General features: G+C 68.6%; 8 protein-coding genes and 3 tRNA genes. 6 read left to right on the forward strand and 5 right to left on the reverse strand.

All coding sequences use genetic code 11. The features are described 5' to 3' along the window. Positions 1 to 91 precede the first annotated feature (91 nt). The 3 genes from AB0I51_RS02340 to AB0I51_RS02350 all read left to right on the forward strand — a co-directional run bounded on the left by AB0I51_RS02340 (position 92) and on the right by AB0I51_RS02350 (position 4698). Positions 92 to 1357 (forward strand): FAD-dependent oxidoreductase, encoded by a 1266-nt coding sequence (locus AB0I51_RS02340; protein ID WP_362970526.1) that lies wholly within the window; start codon positions 92 to 94, stop codon positions 1355 to 1357. Between the two features lie 47 nt (positions 1358 to 1404). Next, positions 1405 to 3309, forward strand: coding sequence for a DNA primase (gene dnaG, locus AB0I51_RS02345; RefSeq protein ID WP_362970528.1), 1905 nt, complete (start codon positions 1405 to 1407; stop codon positions 3307 to 3309). Between the two features lie 81 nt (positions 3310 to 3390). Beyond that, on the forward strand, positions 3391 to 4698 hold the full coding sequence (locus AB0I51_RS02350; RefSeq protein WP_362970530.1) for an RNA polymerase sigma factor: 1308 nt from the start codon (positions 3391 to 3393) through the stop codon (positions 4696 to 4698). 71 nt (positions 4699 to 4769) lie between these two features. Here the strand turns inward: AB0I51_RS02350 and AB0I51_RS02355 are convergent, their stop codons facing one another. The 4 genes from AB0I51_RS02355 to AB0I51_RS02370 form a co-directional block, all read right to left on the reverse strand. Further along, positions 4770 to 6698 (reverse strand): ABC transporter ATP-binding protein, encoded by a 1929-nt coding sequence (locus AB0I51_RS02355; RefSeq protein ID WP_362970532.1) that lies wholly within the window; start codon positions 6696 to 6698, stop codon positions 4770 to 4772. Next, the gene (locus AB0I51_RS02360; protein ID WP_362970534.1) at positions 6698 to 8431 is read right to left on the reverse strand and encodes an ABC transporter ATP-binding protein; all 1734 of its coding nucleotides are present in this window, start codon (positions 8429 to 8431) and stop codon (positions 6698 to 6700) included. Before AB0I51_RS02360 ends, AB0I51_RS02355 begins: the two co-directional genes overlap by 1 nt. A gap of 153 nt (positions 8432 to 8584) precedes the next feature. Further along, positions 8585 to 10042 (reverse strand): FGGY family carbohydrate kinase, encoded by a 1458-nt coding sequence (locus tag AB0I51_RS02365; RefSeq protein ID WP_362970536.1) that lies wholly within the window; start codon positions 10040 to 10042, stop codon positions 8585 to 8587. A gap of 51 nt (positions 10043 to 10093) precedes the next feature. Beyond that, positions 10094 to 10399 carry a YtxH domain-containing protein gene (locus AB0I51_RS02370; protein ID WP_362970538.1) on the reverse strand — a complete coding sequence of 102 codons (306 nt, stop codon included), beginning with the start codon at positions 10397 to 10399 and terminating at the stop codon, positions 10094 to 10096. A gap of 182 nt (positions 10400 to 10581) precedes the next feature. Between AB0I51_RS02370 and AB0I51_RS02375 the strand changes: the two genes are divergently transcribed. The 3 genes from AB0I51_RS02375 (at position 10582) to AB0I51_RS02385 (ending at position 10985) form a co-directional block, all read left to right on the forward strand. After that, a tRNA-Asn gene (locus tag AB0I51_RS02375) sits at positions 10582 to 10654 on the forward strand. Between the two features lie 6 nt (positions 10655 to 10660). After that, a tRNA-Asn gene (locus AB0I51_RS02380) sits at positions 10661 to 10733 on the forward strand. A 178-nt stretch (positions 10734 to 10911) separates the two neighbouring features. Beyond that, positions 10912 to 10985 (forward strand) — tRNA-Ile (locus tag AB0I51_RS02385). 514 nt (positions 10986 to 11499) lie between these two features. On the opposite strand, the gene AB0I51_RS02390 is transcribed toward AB0I51_RS02385, so the two are convergent. Beyond that, complete coding sequence (locus AB0I51_RS02390; RefSeq protein WP_362970540.1) at positions 11500 to 16518, reverse strand: LamG-like jellyroll fold domain-containing protein; 5019 nt, start codon at positions 16516 to 16518, stop codon at positions 11500 to 11502. Between the last annotated feature and the right edge of the window lie 691 nt (positions 16519 to 17209).

The following is a 17209-nucleotide window of genomic DNA, read 5'->3' on the forward strand; positions in this document are numbered from 1 at the left end:
CTCCGTGGCCTGATCGGGCCACACCCCCTTCCCGCATCACGCTGCGTGCGGGACGCTCGCATATGGCGGCACCCTTACGAGGAGGCATCAAGTGGTCGACGCGGATCAGACATTCGTCATCGTCGGAGGAGGCCTGGCCGGCGCCAAGGCGGCCGAGGCGCTCCGAGCGGAGGGCTTCACCGGCCGCGTGATACTGATCTGCGACGAACGCGACCACCCGTACGAGCGCCCGCCGCTGTCCAAGGGCTACCTCCTCGGCAAGGAGGAGCGCGACAGCGTCTTCGTCCACGAACCCGCCTGGTACGCGCGCAACGACATCGAGCTGCACCTCGGCCAGACCGTCGACAACATCGACCGCAGCGCGAAGACGGTCCACTTCGGAGACGACGGCACCCTTGTCCGCTACGACAAACTGCTCATCGCCACCGGGGCCGAGCCCCGCCGCCTCGACATCCCGGGCACGGACCTCGCGGGCGTCCACCATCTGCGCCGCCTCTCGCACGCCGAGCGCCTCAAGGGCGTCCTCGCCACCCTGGGCCGGGACAACGGCCATCTGGTGATCGCAGGCGGCGGCTGGATCGGCCTGGAGGTCGCGGCGGCGGCCCGCGAGTACGGCGCCGAGGTGACCGTCGTAGAACCCTCGCAGACCCCGCTGCACGGAGTCCTCGGCCCCGAACTCGGCCAGCTCTTCGCCGATCTGCACGCCGACCACGGCGTGCGTTTCCACTTCGGCGCCCGGCTCACCGAGATCGTCGGCCAGGACGGCATGGTCCTCGCGGCCCGCACCGACGACGGCGAGGAGCACCCCGCGCACGACGTCCTCGCGGCCATCGGCGCCGCCCCCCGCACCGCGCTCGCCGAGGCGGCCGGCCTGGAGCTGGCCGACCGAGCGCACGGCGGCGGCATCGCGGTGGACGAACGGCTGCGCACCTCCGACCCCGACATCTACGCCGCCGGTGACGTGGCCGCCTTCCACCACGCCCTCTTCGACACCCGGCTGCGGGTGGAGCACTGGGCCAACGCCCTCAACGGCGGCCCGGCGGCGGCCCGCGCGATGCTCGGCAAGGACGTCACCTACGACCGCGTGCCCTATTTCTTCTCCGACCAGTACGACTTGGGTATGGAGTACTCCGGCTGGGCGCCCCCGGGCTCCTACGACGAAGTGGTGATCCGGGGAGACGCGGGCAAGCGCGAGTTCATCGCCTTCTGGCTGAAGGAGGGACGCGTGCTGGCCGGGATGAACGTGAATGTGTGGGACGTCACAGAGCCCATCCAGCAGCTCATCCGCTCCAGGACACAGGTGAACACCGAGGCACTGGCGGACCCACACGTTCCGCTGGACAGCCTGGGGTCCTAGACGTCCTCGTCGTCACTGGTGTCAGTCCGGCCCCGTAGAATTCACGCGTGGCAGGACGGATCAACGACGAGGACGTGAAGGCGGTTCGGGACGCGGTCCCGATCGACGCCGTGGTGTCCGAGTACCTCCAGCTGCGGAACGCGGGCGGCGGCAACCTCAAGGGTCTCTGCCCGTTCCACGACGAGAAGTCGCCGTCCTTCCAGGTCAGCCCGAGCAAGGGTCTCTTCCACTGCTTCGGCTGCCAGGAGGGCGGCGACACCATCACGTTCGTGATGAAGGTCGACCACCTCACCTTCTCGGAGTCGGTCGAGCGCCTGGCCGCCCAGGCCGGCATCACGCTGCGGTACGAGGAGGGCGGGTACAACCCCTCCCACCAGCGCGGCGAGCGCATCCGCCTGGTCGAGGCCCACAAGGCCGCCGCCGACTTCTACGTCGAGCAGCTGGCCGTCGGCCCCGAGGCGGACACCGGCCGCAAGTTCCTCGCGGAGCGCGGCTTCGACCAGTCCGCCGCCGAGCACTTCTCCGTCGGCTACAGCCCCCAGGGCTGGGACCACCTCACCCGCTACCTCCGCGGCAAGGGCTTCACCGACAAGGAGCTCCTCCTCTCCGGCCTCTCCCAGGAGGGCCGCCGCGGCCCCATCGACCGCTTCCGGGGCCGCCTGATGTGGCCGATCCGCGACATCGGCGGCGAGGTCGTCGGCTTCGGCGCCCGCAAGCTCTACGAGTCGGACAACGGCCCGAAGTACCTCAACACGCCCGACACCGCGATCTACCGGAAGTCCCAGGTCCTCTACGGCATCGACCTCGCGAAGAAGGACATCGCCAAGTCCAGCCGCGCGGTCGTCGTCGAGGGCTACACGGACGTCATGGCCTGCCATCTCGCCGGAGTCACCACCGCCATCGCCACCTGCGGCACGGCCTTCGGCACCGACCACATCAAGATCCTCCGCAGGCTCCTGATGGACAACGGCTCGGCGCGCGTGATCTTCACCTTCGACGGCGACGCGGCCGGTCAGAAGGCGGCCCTGCGCGCCTTCGAGGACGACCAGAAGTTCGCCGCCGAGACCTACATCGCGATCGCTCCGGACAACATGGACCCCTGCGAGCTGCGCCTCGCCAAGGGCGACGAGGCGGTCGCCGACCTCGTCGAACCCCGTACCCCGCTCTTCGAGTTCGCGCTCCGCCAGATCGTCGTCCGCTACGACCTCGACACCCCCGCCGGCCGCGCCTCCGCCCTGGACGAGGCCGCCCCGATCGTCGCCCGCATCAAGAACAGCGGCGCCCAGCACGAGGTCGCCGTCCAGCTCGCCGGCATGCTCGGCATCCTCGACACCCAGTTCGTCGTCAAGCGCGTTGCCCAGCTGGCCCGTTGGGCCCGCGACCGCGGCGGCAAGGGCCCCGCGCCCGCGAGAGGCAGCGCCCAGCAGCAGTACGACACCACTCCCCGCCCTCCCACCGGCGGCCCCGCCCTCACCCTCCGCAACCCGGTCTTCGCCACCGAACGTGAACTCCTCAAACTCGCCCTCCAGCGACCCGAGTTGGTCTCCCCGGCCTTCGACGCGTACGGCGTCGACGAGTTCACGGCCCCGCCCTACGCGGCCGTACGCGAGGCGATCATCGAGGCGGGCGGCGCCGAGTACGGCCTCCAGGACCCCCAGGACTATCTCGTCCGGGTCCGCGAGGCGGCACCGGACGACGCGGTCCGCGCGATGGTCACCGAGCTCGCGGTGGAGGCGATCCTGCGCCGCACGGTCGACGAGAACTACGCGGGCGAGCAGCTCGTCACCGTCCGCCGAAGAGCCGTAGTGCGCCGGATCCACGACATCCAGGGCACGCTCACCCGCCTCGGCAGCCATGGAGACTCGGCGGAACTGGCCGCCGTACAGAACGAGTTGTGGGTTCTTCAGCAGTACGACCAGGCACTCCAGGTGCACGGCGCCTCAGCGCTCTGAGCGCGTAGTTACGGAACGGACTCAAAAAGTCACCGCACGCCCCTCGTGGCGGCGATGTGTCGTACTCCACACTGGGTTCCGGTGCCTGAGTCCTCGGAGCGCGGCCGATCCGTCCCCAGCGGGTCCTTCACCCCCGCGGTTCCGCTCATCGAGTACGGGACGGACAGCGGTGAGGCCGCCGACTCCGCCCCCGAAGAACCGCTGCCGTACCCCCTGGCAGCGATCATCCTGGAGGTCGCCCCCGTGCAGACCCAGACCCTCGACCAGACCGAGACCAGCACGACGGACGGCGCGGAACCGGAAGCGGAGACCGATGTCCTCGCGACCGTCCCCCCGCAGAGCCGTGCCGCGCACCACCCCGAAAACGCGGACCCGGAGAACCCGCCCGAGCTCGAAGAACCGCCGGCCGAAGCGGTGGAGACCGCCGAGGCCCCCGAGCCCGACGAACGGCCCCGCGGCCGGGTCGCCGACACCGGCGCCCCCTCCTCGGACCTGTTCCGCCAGTACCTGCGTGAGATCGGCCGCATCCCCCTGCTCACCGCGGCCGAGGAGGTCGAACTCGCCCGCCGCGTCGAGGCCGGCCTGTTCGCCGAGGAACGGCTCGGGAGCGCCTTCGACCTGGACAGCCAACTCGCCCTCGACCTGGACAAGTTGGTCGTCATGGGACGGATGGCCAAGCGCCGTCTCATCGAGGCGAACCTGCGGCTCGTCGTCTCCGTCGCGAAGCGGTACGTCGGGCGCGGACTGACCATGCTCGACCTCGTCCAGGAGGGAAACCTGGGCCTCATCAGGGCAGTCGAGAAATTCGACTACGCCCGCGGCTACAAGTTCTCCACCTACGCCACCTGGTGGATCCGCCAGGCCATGTCCCGCGCCCTCGCCGACCAGGCCCGCACGATCCGCGTCCCGGTGCATGTAGTCGAGCTGATCAACCGGGTCGTCCGCGTCCAGCGCCGGATGCTCCAGGAGCGCGGCTACGAGCCGACCCCGGAAGAGGTCGCCGACCACCTCGACCTCGCGCCCGAACGCGTCAGCGAGGTCCTGCGGCTCGCCCAGGAACCGGTGTCGTTGCACGCGCCGGTGGGCGAGGAGGACGACGTCGCCCTCGGCGACCTCATCGAGGACGGCGACGCGACGAGCCCCGTGGAGTCCGCGGCGTTCCTGCTGCTGCGCCAGCACCTGGAGGCGGTGCTGTCGACGCTGGGGGAGCGGGAGCGGAAGGTCGTACAGCTCAGGTACGGGCTGGCTGACGGGCGTCCGCGCACGTTGGAGGAGATCGGGCGGATCTTCGGGGTTACCCGGGAGCGGATCCGGCAGATCGAGTCGAAGACTCTGAACAAGCTGAGGGACCACGCATTTGCGGATCAGCTCAGGGGTTATCTGGACTGATGCCGGGTGCGGGTCCGGTGGGGGCTGGCCGCGCAGTTCCCCGCGCCCCTTTCGGGGCGCGGGGTGCCACCTCAGTCCACTTCCGCCACCGCCTGCGCGAACTGCGCCTTGTACAGCCGCGCATACGCCCCGTCCGCCGCCAACAGGTCCGCGTGCGCGCCCTGTTCGACGATCGCGCCGTTCTCCATGACCAGGATCGTGTCCGCGTCCCGGATCGTGGAGAGCCGGTGCGCGATCACGAACGAGGTACGCCCGTGGGCGAGTTTGGCCATGGCCTTCTGGATCAGCACCTCGGTGCGCGTGTCGACCGAGGACGTCGCCTCGTCGAGGACGAGGATCGTCGGGTCGGACAGGAACGCCCGCGCGATGGTGATGAGCTGCTTCTCACCGGCGCTGACGCCCGTGCCCTCGTCGTCGATGACGGTGTCGTAGCCGTCGGCCAGCGTACGGACGAACCGATCGGCGTGCGCCGCCCGCGCAGCCTCCTCGATCTCGCCCCGGGTGACCTCCCGCGACGCGCCGTACGCGATGTTGTCGGCGATCGAGCCGCCGAACAGCCAGGTGTCCTGGAGCACCATGCCGATATTGGCGCGGAGTTCGTCGCGGGACATCCGCGCGATGTCCACGCCGTCGAGGGTGATCCGGCCGCCGGAGACCTCGTAGAACCGCATGAGGAGGTTCACGAGGGTGGTCTTGCCGGCGCCGGTCGGGCCGACGATCGCGACCGTGTGGCCCGGTTCCACCGTCAGCGAGAGGTCCTCGATGAGCGGCTTGTCGGGGTCGTAGCGGAAGGAGACGTGCTCCAGGGCGACCAGGCCGCGCAGTTCCTCGGGGCGCTCGCTCGGCATCGGGTCGGCCGACTGCTCCTCGGCGTCGAGGAGTTCGAAGATCCGCTCGGCCGAGGCGACGCCCGACTGGACCAGGTTCGCCATCGAGGCGACCTGCGTCAGCGGCATCGAGAACTGGCGCGAGTACTGGACGAAGGCCTGCACATCACCGATGGAGAGCGCGCCGGACGCGACCCGCAGGCCGCCCACGACCGCGACCAGCACGTAGTTGAGGTTCGACACGAACATCATCAGCGGCTGCATGATCCCGCTGTTGAACTGCGCCTTGAAGCCCGCCTCGTACAGCGCGTCGTTCTGCTCGGCGAACAGCTGCGCCGACTCGTCCTGCCGCCCGAACACCTTCACCAGGTTGTGCCCGGTGTACATCTCCTCGACGTGCGCGTTGAGCTTGCCCGTCGAGCGCCACTGCTGCACGAAGTGCGGCTGCGAGCGCTTGCCGATGCGGGTGGCGACGAGGAACGACAGCGGCACGGTCACCAGCGCGACCAGCGCCAGCAGCCAGGACACCCAGAACATCATCGCGAGCACACCGATGATCGTGAGCACCGAGTTGATCAGCTGGCCCATCGACTGCTGGAGCGTCTGCCCGATGTTGTCGATGTCGTTGGTCGCGCGCGAGAGCACCTCACCGCGCTGCCGCTTGTCGAAGTACGACAGCGGGAGGCGGGACATCTTCGTCTGCACGTTCTCGCGCAGCCGGAACATGGTCCGGTTGACCGCCCGGTTGACCATCCGGGTCGCCACCGCCATCAGCAGCCCGGCCACCAGGAACGTGCCCAGCGCGAGCAGCAGCACATGACCCACCGAGGTGAAGTCGATGCCCTTGCCCGGTGTGAAGTCCGTGCTCTGCAGCATGTCCGCGATCGAGCCCCGGCCCCGGTCGCGCATCGCCTGGAGGGCCTGCGCCTTGGTCGTCCCGGCCGGCATCTGCCGCCCGATGATGCCCGCGAAGACCAGGTCGGTGGCGTTGCCGAGGATCTTCGGCCCCACCACGTTCAGCCCGACGCTGATCACCACACACACCAGCAGGATGCCGATGGTCAGCCGCTCCGGCTTGAACTGACTGATCAGCCGCTTGCCGGACACCTTGAAGTCCATCGAACGGGCGTCGGGGCCCGTCCCGGCCATCATCCGCCCCATGGGCCCGGCCATCAGGCAGCCTCCGCTTCCGTGAGCTGGGAGAGCACGATCTCCCGATAGGTCTCGTTGGCCGCCATCAGCTCGTGATGGCGGCCCGTCCCCACGACCCGTCCCTCGTCGAGTACGACGATCCGGTCGGCGTCCCTGATGGTCGACACCCGCTGCGCCACGATCACCACGGTCGCCTCGGCGGTCTCGTGCGCGAGGGCCGCCCGCAGTGCCGCGTCGGTCGCGTAGTCGAGGGCGGAGAAGGAGTCGTCGAAGAGGTAGATCTCCGGCCGCTGCACGAGCGTCCGGGCGATCGCGAGCCGCTGCCGCTGACCGCCGGAGACATTCGTACCGCCCTGAGCGATGGGGGAGTCGAGCCCGTTCTCCAGCCCCTCGACGAAGCCCTTGGCCTGCGCCACCTCCAGCGCGTGCCACAGCTCCTCGTCCGTCGCGTCCGGGTTGCCGTAGCGCAGGTTGGTCGCGACCGTGCCCGCGAAGAGGTACGGCTTCTGCGGGACCAGGCCGACCGTCTTGGCGAGCAGTACCGGGTCGATGGTCGACACGGCGACTCCGTCGACGAGGACCTCGCCGTCGGTCGCGTCAACCAGGCGCGGGACCAGACTCAGAAGGGTGGACTTTCCGCTGCCGGTCGAGCCGATCACGGCCGTCGTCTCGCCCGGGCGGGCCACCAGGTCGATGGACTTCAGTACGGGTTCCTCGGCGCCCGGGTAGCAGAAGCCGACCCCGCGGACCTCCAGATGGCCGTGCCGGCGCAGCTCGGTGACGGGCGCGAGCGGCGGTACGACACTGGACTCGGTGTCGAGGACCTCCTCGATGCGCTCGGCACAGACCTCCGCGCGCGGCACCATCATGAACATGAAGGTGGCCATCATCACGGCCATCACGATCTGCATCAGATAGGCGAGGAACGCGGTCAGATCACCGATCTGCATCCCGCCGCTGTCGATGCGATGGGCGCCGAACCAGACCACCGCGATCGACGACAGGTTCACCGTCGTCATGACCACCGGGAACATCAGCGCGAGCAGGTTGCCCGTCTTCAGCTGCATCTCGGTCAGATCGGAGTTGGCCTTCCGGAACCGGTCCTTCTCGTACTCGTCGCGGACGAAGGCGCGGATGACACGGTTGCCGGTGATCTGCTCGCGCAGCACCCGGTTCACCGAGTCCAGGCGCACCTGCATCGCCCGGAACAGCGGGCGCAGCCGCCGCACGATGATCGTCACGCAGATGGTCAGCGTCGGCACCACCGCGATCAGCACCGCCGACAGCGGCACGTCCAGACCGAGCGCCAGGATGATCCCGCCGACGCACATGATCGGCGCCGACACGAGCAGCGTGAACGTCATCAGGGCCAGCATCTGGACCTGCTGCACGTCATTGGTCGTACGGGTGATCAGCGACGGCGCGCCGAAGTGACCGACCTCGCGGGCCGAGAACGACTGCACCCGGTCGAAGACGGCACCCCGGATGTCCCGGCCGACCGCCGAGGCGGTGCGGGCGCCGAAGTAGACGGCACCGGTGTTGCAGACGACCTGGACGAGCGAGATCCCGATCATCAGGGCACCGAACGACAGGATGTAACCGGTGTCACCCTTCACGACACCGTTGTCGATGATGTGCGCGTTCAGGGTGGGCAGGTAGAGGGTGGCGCAGGTCTGCAGGAACTGCAGCAGCACCAGCAGGGCGATGGGTTTCCTGTAGGGCCTGAGATAGGTCCGCAGAAGTCGTATGAGCACGCTGGGTCTCTCGGAGTCGGCGGGTGGGGGGTGGGCGGTCTGCCCCCTCGCCCCCCATCGTCCGACACTCCACCCGCGTTACCTCAACTGATTAAGCCAAGAGCAGTGCCACATGCGCCCTTATGAACCCTTAAGAGCGGAACGCATGAACTCCTACGACCGGAACGCCCCCGGATGGGTCTGTTCCCGTACGGACACGTACTGCTGGCGCACGGCCTGCCCTACGGCCAGTTCGTCACCCGGCTCCAGCACCTGCGCGACCGGACCTTGCCAGGGCGGCGGGGTGCGCGGGTCGAGGGTGCCCTGGGAGACACCGAGCGCCCACGCGGCCTGCCGGGCGGCACCGATCGCCGCGTAGTCGGCGGGCTGCGGTACGACGACCTGGGTCCCGAAGAGCGCGGGCGCCGCGGCCTGCACGGCGGGCAGTTCGGCGGCCGGCCCGAGCAGGAAGAGCCGCCGCACCGCCACACCCCGCCCGCGCAGCACGTCCAGCGCGTCCGCGAGCCCGCACAGCATGCCCTCGAACGCGGCCCGCGCCAGATGCTCCGCCTTCATCGACTCCCGCCGCAGCCCGGCCAGCGTCCCGGCGGTGTGCGGCAGATTCGGCGTCCGCTCGCCCTCCAGATACGGCAGGAACACCAGCCCGTGCGCACCCGGAGTCGACTTCATCGCCAGCTCGGACAGACTCTCCAGATCGGGCAGCCCGAGCAGCTCGGCGGCCCCGCGCAGGGTCCGTACGGCATTGAGTGTGGTGACGACCGGCAGATGCATCCCGGTCGCGTCGGCGAGCGAGGTGATCATCCCGCTCTGGTCGACGAGCGCCTCGGGGTGTACGGCCATCACGGACCCGGAAGCACCGAGCGACACCACGGCATCCCCGAACCCGATCCCGAGTCCGAAGGCGGCGGCCATGGTCTCGCCGGTCCCGGCGGAGATCAGCAGTCCCTCCGGAGTCGTACCGGCCGCGTCGGACGGGCCGATCACCTCGGGCAGCATGGCCTGGTGACCGAGGGCCAGCTCCACGAGGTCTGGCCGGTAACCGCCGCCGGCGGCGGACCAGTACCCGGTCCCGGAGGCCCCGCCCCGATCGGTGGTCCGTCTGACCGGCCGCCCGAGGAGCTGCCACACCAGCCAGTCGTGGGCCTGCAACAGGGCGGCCGTACGGCGGGCGTTGTCGGGCTCGGTCCGGTTCAGCCAGCGCAGCTTGGTCACCGGCTGCGCGGCCTGCGGGACACAGCCCACCGCCTGCGCCCACGCCTCGCGGCCGCCGAGCGCGTCGATCAGATCGGCCGCGGCGACCTGCGCCCGCTTGTCACCGCCGACCATCGCGGGCCGCACGGTGTTGCCCTGCGCGTCCAGCGGCACCAGCGCGTTCTGCTGCGCGGACACACCGATGGCCTGCACACCTTCGAGCAGCCCCCCACCGGCCGCCTCGCCCAGCGACAGCAGCCAGGCCTGTGGATCGACATCGGAGGGCCGCCCGCCGCCCTCGGTCTCCGATTCGACCGGATGCGGCGCGTATCCCTGCCTGAGCACGGACCCCGTGTCCGTGTCACAGACGACGATACGAGTGAAATCGGGCGAACTGTCCAACCCGGCGACTATCCCCATGGCAGAAATTCTGCCGTACGGCGGGAGGTGACTGCGCCGGGTCGCGGCTCCCTAGGGGGTGCTGGTGCCCCAGTCGTCCTCGCCCGTGCCGTTCGCGTTGCGCTCACGCAGGGACCGTACGCGCTGAGCGACCGAGTCGGGGACCCGATCGCCCACCTTCTCGCCGACCACGTGGTACGCCTTGCCCGCGAACTGGCGGCCCTGCTGCGCCGCCGACTCGGCGGTGTTGCGGACAGCCGGGTTCTGCGCGACCTGACGCGCCGACTTCTTCAGCTGCTCGTAGCGCTCGCGTCCGGCCCGCGTGCCCAGCACGTAACCCAGAGCCAGTCCGACGACGAACGTGAGCTTGTAGCGCATGACAGCCACCCTTCCCTTGCGTAGTCCCTCGCGGGTCTGTCCCTCGCGGGTCTCCGGCGCGGCATCGGTGCCGGGGGAACCGATTGGCGGAGCACCCCCCTGCTTGCGCTAATGTATGTGTCGCAGCGAGCGCACGCCCCCTGGCGAATACCCGGGTAGGTACGATCGATGCAACGAGGCATTCCCCTGTAGCTCAATTGGCAGAGCAGCCGGCTGTTAACCGGCAGGTTACTGGTTCGAGTCCAGTCGGGGGAGCTTCGATCTTCCGTAGCTCAATTGGCAGAGCAGCCGGCTGTTAACCGGCAGGTTACTGGTTCGAGTCCAGTCGGGAGAGCAGGCGCTTGGAGAGTGGACGAGGACCCCGTTGGGGTCCTTTTTCATGTCCCCCGGAACCGCCCGGGGCAGGCCGCAGTCCTCATGGTCGTGCGAAGTCGACCATCCGAAGCAGGAGATCGTATGAGCGGCTATGCTGCGGCAGACGGCGCGTACAAATGTGCGCGACGCGCCGTAATGGGGCGGTAGCTCAGCCGGTTAGAGCAGCGGACTCATAATCCGTCGGCCGTGGGTTCGAGTCCCACCCGCCCCACCTGTGCAGGCCTGTGACCTGCGGAAACGTTCTTTTTGTGCTGTCGGAGTGGCAACTTTGCCTGAACGGACTGAATCCGCTGCGCGTGGGTTTGGAGTCCGGCGGCGGTCGGGGGAGTTCCAACCCATGTGACCTGCGGCTGAGTAGATGGTCGAGGGTGTCGCTCGCGGTCAGGACGACTGCCTTGAGGGCCGATGCCGAGACCCAGGGGCCGTACAGGGGCCGGGGCGGCGAGGCCGACTCGTTGTCCTCTCCGCAGGCGGCTGCGGAGACGACGTCTGTCGATGGCCGGGGGTAGTGAAACGGCCCGAAGAGGAAACGGCCCGGAACACAGGTGCAGCGGCCTCTGAACGGACTTCGACCGCTCTGGCAGCAATGCAGAAGCAGGCGGTGGTGGCCGACCTGCCCGTGCGTGGAACGGCGCCCGCGCTGCATGTCGGCCCTGTACAGGAAGTTGGTCGGGGCCGGGCACGTGCTGTGTGCCCGGCCCCGCGGTTTCAACGGGCTGGTGCTGTCAGGCGTAGTAGCCGCTGGAGTCGATGACGAGGTCGGTGGTGCCGGTGCTGTCGTTGTAGAGGGTGATGGATCCGCTGATGTCGGTGGGGGTGAGGGTGAGGTTGGCGAGGGTGTCGCCGGTGCCCCAGTTGATATTGCTGGTGGCAGGTTTGCCGACGCTGGTGGGGTAGACGGTCGCGTTGCCGCCGGCTGTGGGGCCGGTGATGGTGACCATGGCGGCGATGGTGGGGGTGGTGGCCATGGTGACGTGCTGGGTGATGGTGCTGTTGAGGGTGTAGGTGCTGTTGGCGGCGACGGGGCTGGTGGATCCGCCGATGCCGCTGCGGGTGTCGACCAGGCGGGTGGGGTTGATGGTGTGGAATTTCTGGCCGGTGGTGCTGGTGGTGTAGTAGCCGGAGATGTCGGCGAGGACGGCGGTGGCGCTGGCGTGGACGGAGATGGTGATGGTTCCGGAGGTGCCGATGGGGACATCGCCGGAGAGTGAGGCGATGGCGTTGCCGCTGTTGAAGCTGAGGCTGGTGGCGGCGGTGGGTGCGTATCCGGTGGCGTAGGTCTGGAGGTAGCCGGTGCCGGTGGCGTCGGCCGCGGCGAGGTTGATGGCGACGGCGGTGGCGGTGCTGGGGATGCCGTTCTGGCCGGTGATCTGCAGGGTGAAGGTCTTGTCGGCTGCCACGGTGCCGGTGCTGGTCAGGCTGGTGTGGGCGATGCTGGAGCGGGTGTCCAGGGCGCGGACCGCGCTGCTCAGCGGTGTGTAGGTCTGGTCGCCGGTGACGGTGGCATCACTGGTGAAGTAGCCGGTGACGTCGACGATCAGGGCGGCGGTGCCGCCGGTGGTGTTGATGTGGGTGTAGAGGTCGATCTTGCCGTCGTTGCCGACGGGGACGATCTGGTAGCCGGTTGCCGTGGTGGACGCGGTGAAGTTGGTGGATGAGGTCTTGGGGCGTTGGGTGCCGTCGGCGTAGGTGGTCACGTAACCGCCGTCGGTCTGTGCGGTGGCGGTGACGTCGACGGCGACCGCGGTGACCGAGGCCGGGATCGTGGTGGGTGCGCCGCTGACCGGGGAGGTGACGCTGTCGCCCGCGATCTTCAGATGTGTGACGGAGTCCGTTGCGACGGTGCTTGTGCCGGCGGTGACGCCGCTGGTGTAGGTGAGCCCGCTGCTGGAGCGGGTGTCGAGGATGCGGGTGGGGGTGACGGCCTGGTGGTATCCGGCGGGGGTGTAGGGCTGGGCGGGGGGTACGACGGCGCCGGTCCAGGTCTGGACGCGGGCGAGTTCACCGGTGAAGTAGTCGGCGCGGGCGCTGGTGTGCCAGTCGTCGCCGAGCTCGAAGTACGCGCCGGTGGTGGGGGAGGAAGTGGGTGCGGTGTGGTTGCCAGTGGCGACGAAGACGTCGTCGACGTAGAGGTTCATCACACCGGTGGTCTTGTCGTAGGTGGCGGTGAGGTGGGCCCAGGTGCCGAGGTGGACGGTGCCGCCGGTGACGGTGTCGAAGCTCCAGGCGGTGCCCGCACCGGTGTTGAGGCTGAACTGCCAGCCGTCCGTGGTGGGGATGAGCAGGATCCCTGAGTCCGCGCTGCCGTTCTGGGAGAGGACGGCGCCGCCGTAGGCGGTGGGATCGGCCCACAGGGACACGGTGAAGGACTTGGTGAGATCGAGGGCTTTGCTGCCCTGCAGGTAGTCGTGGTCGGCGGAGTCGAGGGCGATGTCGGGGTCGAACAGGCCGTCGGTGGGCGCGGTGACGTCGCTGGTGCCGGTGAGGGTGATTGCGGTGGTGGCCGAGTCGTCGGCGGTCAGGGCGGTGGTGTCGTAGTCGTTGAGGGGCCAGTCGTGAGTGTCGGTGCTGAGCGCCTGGACAGCACCAGTGGGCGTGGTCAAGGTGGCGGTGGTGTCGGTGAGGGTCATCTCACTAGCGGTGACGGTGCCGGTGCTGCTGGTGGTCCACAGGTCGGGTGTGCCGTCGTTGTTGATGTCGGCGGCCTGGAGGGTGGGCTGGCTGACGGAGTCCCAACCGCTGGTGGCGGCTTCGACCGAGGTGAGCGTGGTGTCGGTGGCGCCGTTGGAGAGGGAGTCGTAGGTCAGGGTCTGGAGGTTGTCGGGGCTGAGGTACCAGAGCTGGCCTGCGGAGAGGTCGCCGCTGTCGGTGCTGGTGTCGCGGGCGAACAGCGCCGGCAGGCCGCCCACCAGGGTGCTGGTGATGGTCCAGCCGCTCCAGTCGTTGGTGCAGTTGGTGGTGGTCGCGGTGTTCTGGGCGAGGCAGTAGGGGTTGTAGTGGGCCAGCTCGGTGGCCTGGTTGGCTCCGGGGTAGAGGCCCCCGTCGACGTTGGAGGGTTCGTCGTACAGGGAGCCGTTGATCAGCAGGAGGAGGTCCGGGTAGCCGGTGGAGGTGTCACCGTTGACGGTGTTGTAGAGGCTGCCGCCGCTGGCGATGGAGGTGGCGCGGGTGGGGGTGCCGGTCGTGGTGCCGTCGGAGTCGGTCAGGGCGAAGACGGCGTCGGCGTTGGTGACGGGGTGGGAGTCGACGGGCTGGAGGTCGGTTCCGTCGCCTTGGCCGCGCAGGATCTCGGCGCTGACGGTATCGGTGGAGGTGTCGTAGCCGTAGTCGAGGACGTCGTTGAAGCCGGCTCCAGTGAAGAAGTGGCCGGTGATGGCCTGGGTGCTGGAGAAGGAGGTGGCGGTCTTGGTGGTGGAGACGCCGTTGCCGTCGATGCCGATGTTCCGGGCGACGGGGTCGATCTTGCCGCCGCCGGTGCCGGTGGCCTGCCAGAGTCCGGCGGGCAGGGAATTCTGGCCGCCGACGGTCAGCAGGTCGGCGTTGCCGTCGCCGTTGAGGTCGTCGCTGGGGGCGGTGGCCGGGGCGGCTGCGATGAACCGGTAGTCGTAGGTGTCACCGATGTTGCCGCTGCTGGCGACGGCGGTGACGGTCAGGACGTTGGTCTGTGTGGTCGGCTTCAGCGAGATGGTGGCGGTGTAGGGGCTGGTGCTGGAGGCGGTGATGCTGACCGGGTTGCCGCCGTTGAGCTGGTAGCGGTAACTGCCGGGCGCGGTCGTGGTGTTGGTGTCGGTCACTGTGAAGCCGGCGGCCGTGCCGACTCTGCACAGGCTGTCGCCCGAGGCGCTGTCGGTGAGCTCTGGGCATTGGCTGGTGGTCGAGGTGACGGGGCTGATGGTGGGGGCGCCGGGTGCGGTGGGGTCGTAGTAGAAGTGGCAGGTCTTGGATTGACTGCTCGTCAGATCCTGGTCGGTGACGGTGAGATACCAGGCGAACTCGGTTTTCGCGGTGAGCGCGGCAAAGGGGCCGGAGCTGCTGGTGTGGGAGTAGAGGGTGCTCGCAGTCGTGCCGCTGGTTGCGTTGATCCCCCGGGCGTAGGTGGTGCCGCTGGACATGTTCTTCAGCGTGAAGTTCGCGGTGAGGGGGCTGGTGGTGCCGTCCGGGTCGGAGACCGCGGCGCGCAGGGTGACGTCGCCCAGGCCCAGCGTGGTGGGCGTGGTGGCGGTGCAGCTGGTGGCCGGACTGGTGGTCAGGGTGGTCGGGGTGTTGGGGGTGTGGTCGTAGGTGGTGGTGATGGTGGCCTGCTTGCTGAACTGCTTCCAGGCCAGGTCATCGCCCTCGTCGGCGGCGCGCAGCCCAAAGGTGGCCTTCGACCACTTGCCGGCGGCGGCCGACTGCATCAGTGAGCTGATGTCGAAGGTGACGTCCGCGGGGCCGCAGGAGGTGGACCAGCCGTGGGCGACGGTCTGGGTGTCGAGCTTGCTGAACCAGAACTTGTTGTCCGGGTCACTGGAGCTGTGCGAGTTGGACCAGGTGGTGGCGGAGGAGATCGAGGCCGTGTGCCACAGGTCGACTTCCGTCTTGGTGCAGGAGGCTGACCAGTTCTCGTAGAACGAGATCTTGGAGCTGATCACGTCCTTGGCACCCCAGATGCTGCTGTGGATGCTGGTCTGGAACAGGGCCCGGTTGGTGGAGACGTCGGAGGTCCAGTCGGTGTAACCGACGTGCAGGGGCCCGGGGATCGAGGCGGCGGGCTTGTAGAAGGAGGTGTCGGGCCACTCGCTGTCGACGAACGCCCACGCCTGGACGGTGTCGGTCTGGCCGGACGGGACGAAGGTGGGGTCGATGTAGACGGGATAGACCGTGTGCTTGCCCGTCAGCAGGCCGTGATCGGGCGAAAGCCGTATCTTCCCGCCGTGATAGGCGGCCTTCAGGCTGGTGGTACGGGCGGCGGTTCCGGGCGATGCGGGACTGGAAGCCAGCGGGTTGCCGGTGCGGGTGTCGACGCTCTGGCGGGTCTGGGGGTTGGTCGCCCTCGGAGTGTTCGCGGCGGCATGGCCCGAGTCCCACATGGTGGGGGCGGTGGCGGAGAAGACGGTGCGTCCGTGGCGGTCCTTGGCGGTGATGTCGCCGGCCGTGTCGCTGGCCAGGGTGACCCCGGTGGCCTTGGTGGACAGATTCAGGTCGGTGAGTGCCGGGTTCGCCGCGGCGGTGGCGTTCTTGACGACCAGGACCTCGCTGAACCCGCCGGTGTCCTGCGCGGTCACGGCGAGATCGACATCGGGCAGCACGCTGTGGTAGGTGGCGGTGGCGCCCGAGAGTGAGGGGGTTCCCAGCGTGAACGCGGCGGGCAGGGACACCGCCAGGGCTCCGTCGCCGGCCCGCATGGTGGCCAGTGGGGCGTCCGTGCTGCCGTCGGACAGGGTCAGGGAACTGGTCGACACCTTGGGGGAGATGGTGCCGTCCGCCTGGCGTACGAGCGTGGGATCCAGGCTCTTCCATCTCCCGTGCACCAGCTTGCGTACCGGAGCGATGGTCTGTCTGAGCGTCAGGGTGCCGTTCGGGTTCGCGGTCAGAGTGGAGGAGTCCGTCGTCGCAGCCGTGGCCTGGATTGGCTTGCCGGAGGCCCGCGCCTTCGCCAGGGCCTGATCCTCGCTCAGCCCGGCGGAGACGCCGCCCGAAGTACGGCTGGCTGTGTCGGCGTGAGACGCGGATGTGGCCGCGTGAGCGATGCCGGGAAGCCCCACGGTGCCTGAGACGGCTAGGGCAGTGACGCCGACGATTATGCGGTGCGCCCAGGAACGGGGCAGAGATGTCCGTGAAATGTTTTGCATTTTCTTTCCCCCAATTATTCATGCTGATGGAAAATTCCGCACGACTTACCCTTGACCGTCGCTGAACGACCCCGTACGAAGGTCAATGTCTTGCAAAATGGCCTCGGCGGTTTTGGGTGTCCGCTGCGGTTTCCGCATGCTCCGGAGTGGGGCACGGGTGTGGCGCGGAAGGCGGTCGGATCGCGTCACCGTATGAGGATTTAATGGCCTGACATGCGGCTATGTGATCCAGGTCACGTCGTGTACATGCCTTGGATGTCCACTTCTGTTGAAGTTTGGCCACCTTCTCGGGCGCGTTCTTTCCTAACTCATTATTCATTTGGATTGAACCTTCATGTACTTCTTTCCGTCGGAGAACAATCACCGCAGCTGCAATTGGCCCAGGTGGTCGTTCGATATTTCGGCATGTCGTCATGGCGAGGGGGGAAGCCGTGTCCGGTAGACGGGTGCGCGGAAACAGTGGAGTGGTAAAGGCGCGATACCGGCGTGCGGCCAGGAGGCTTCTGGTCGGGTGGGCCGCGGTCCTGGCCTGGTCGTTGTGCCTGAGCCTGGCCTTCGGATCGACAGCGACCGCGCTGACCCCGTCCACCGCATCCACTGCGGC

The sequence above is a fragment of the Streptomyces sp. NPDC050549 genome (assembly GCF_040655035.1).
Classification (GTDB): Bacteria; Actinomycetota; Actinomycetes; order Streptomycetales; family Streptomycetaceae; genus Streptomyces.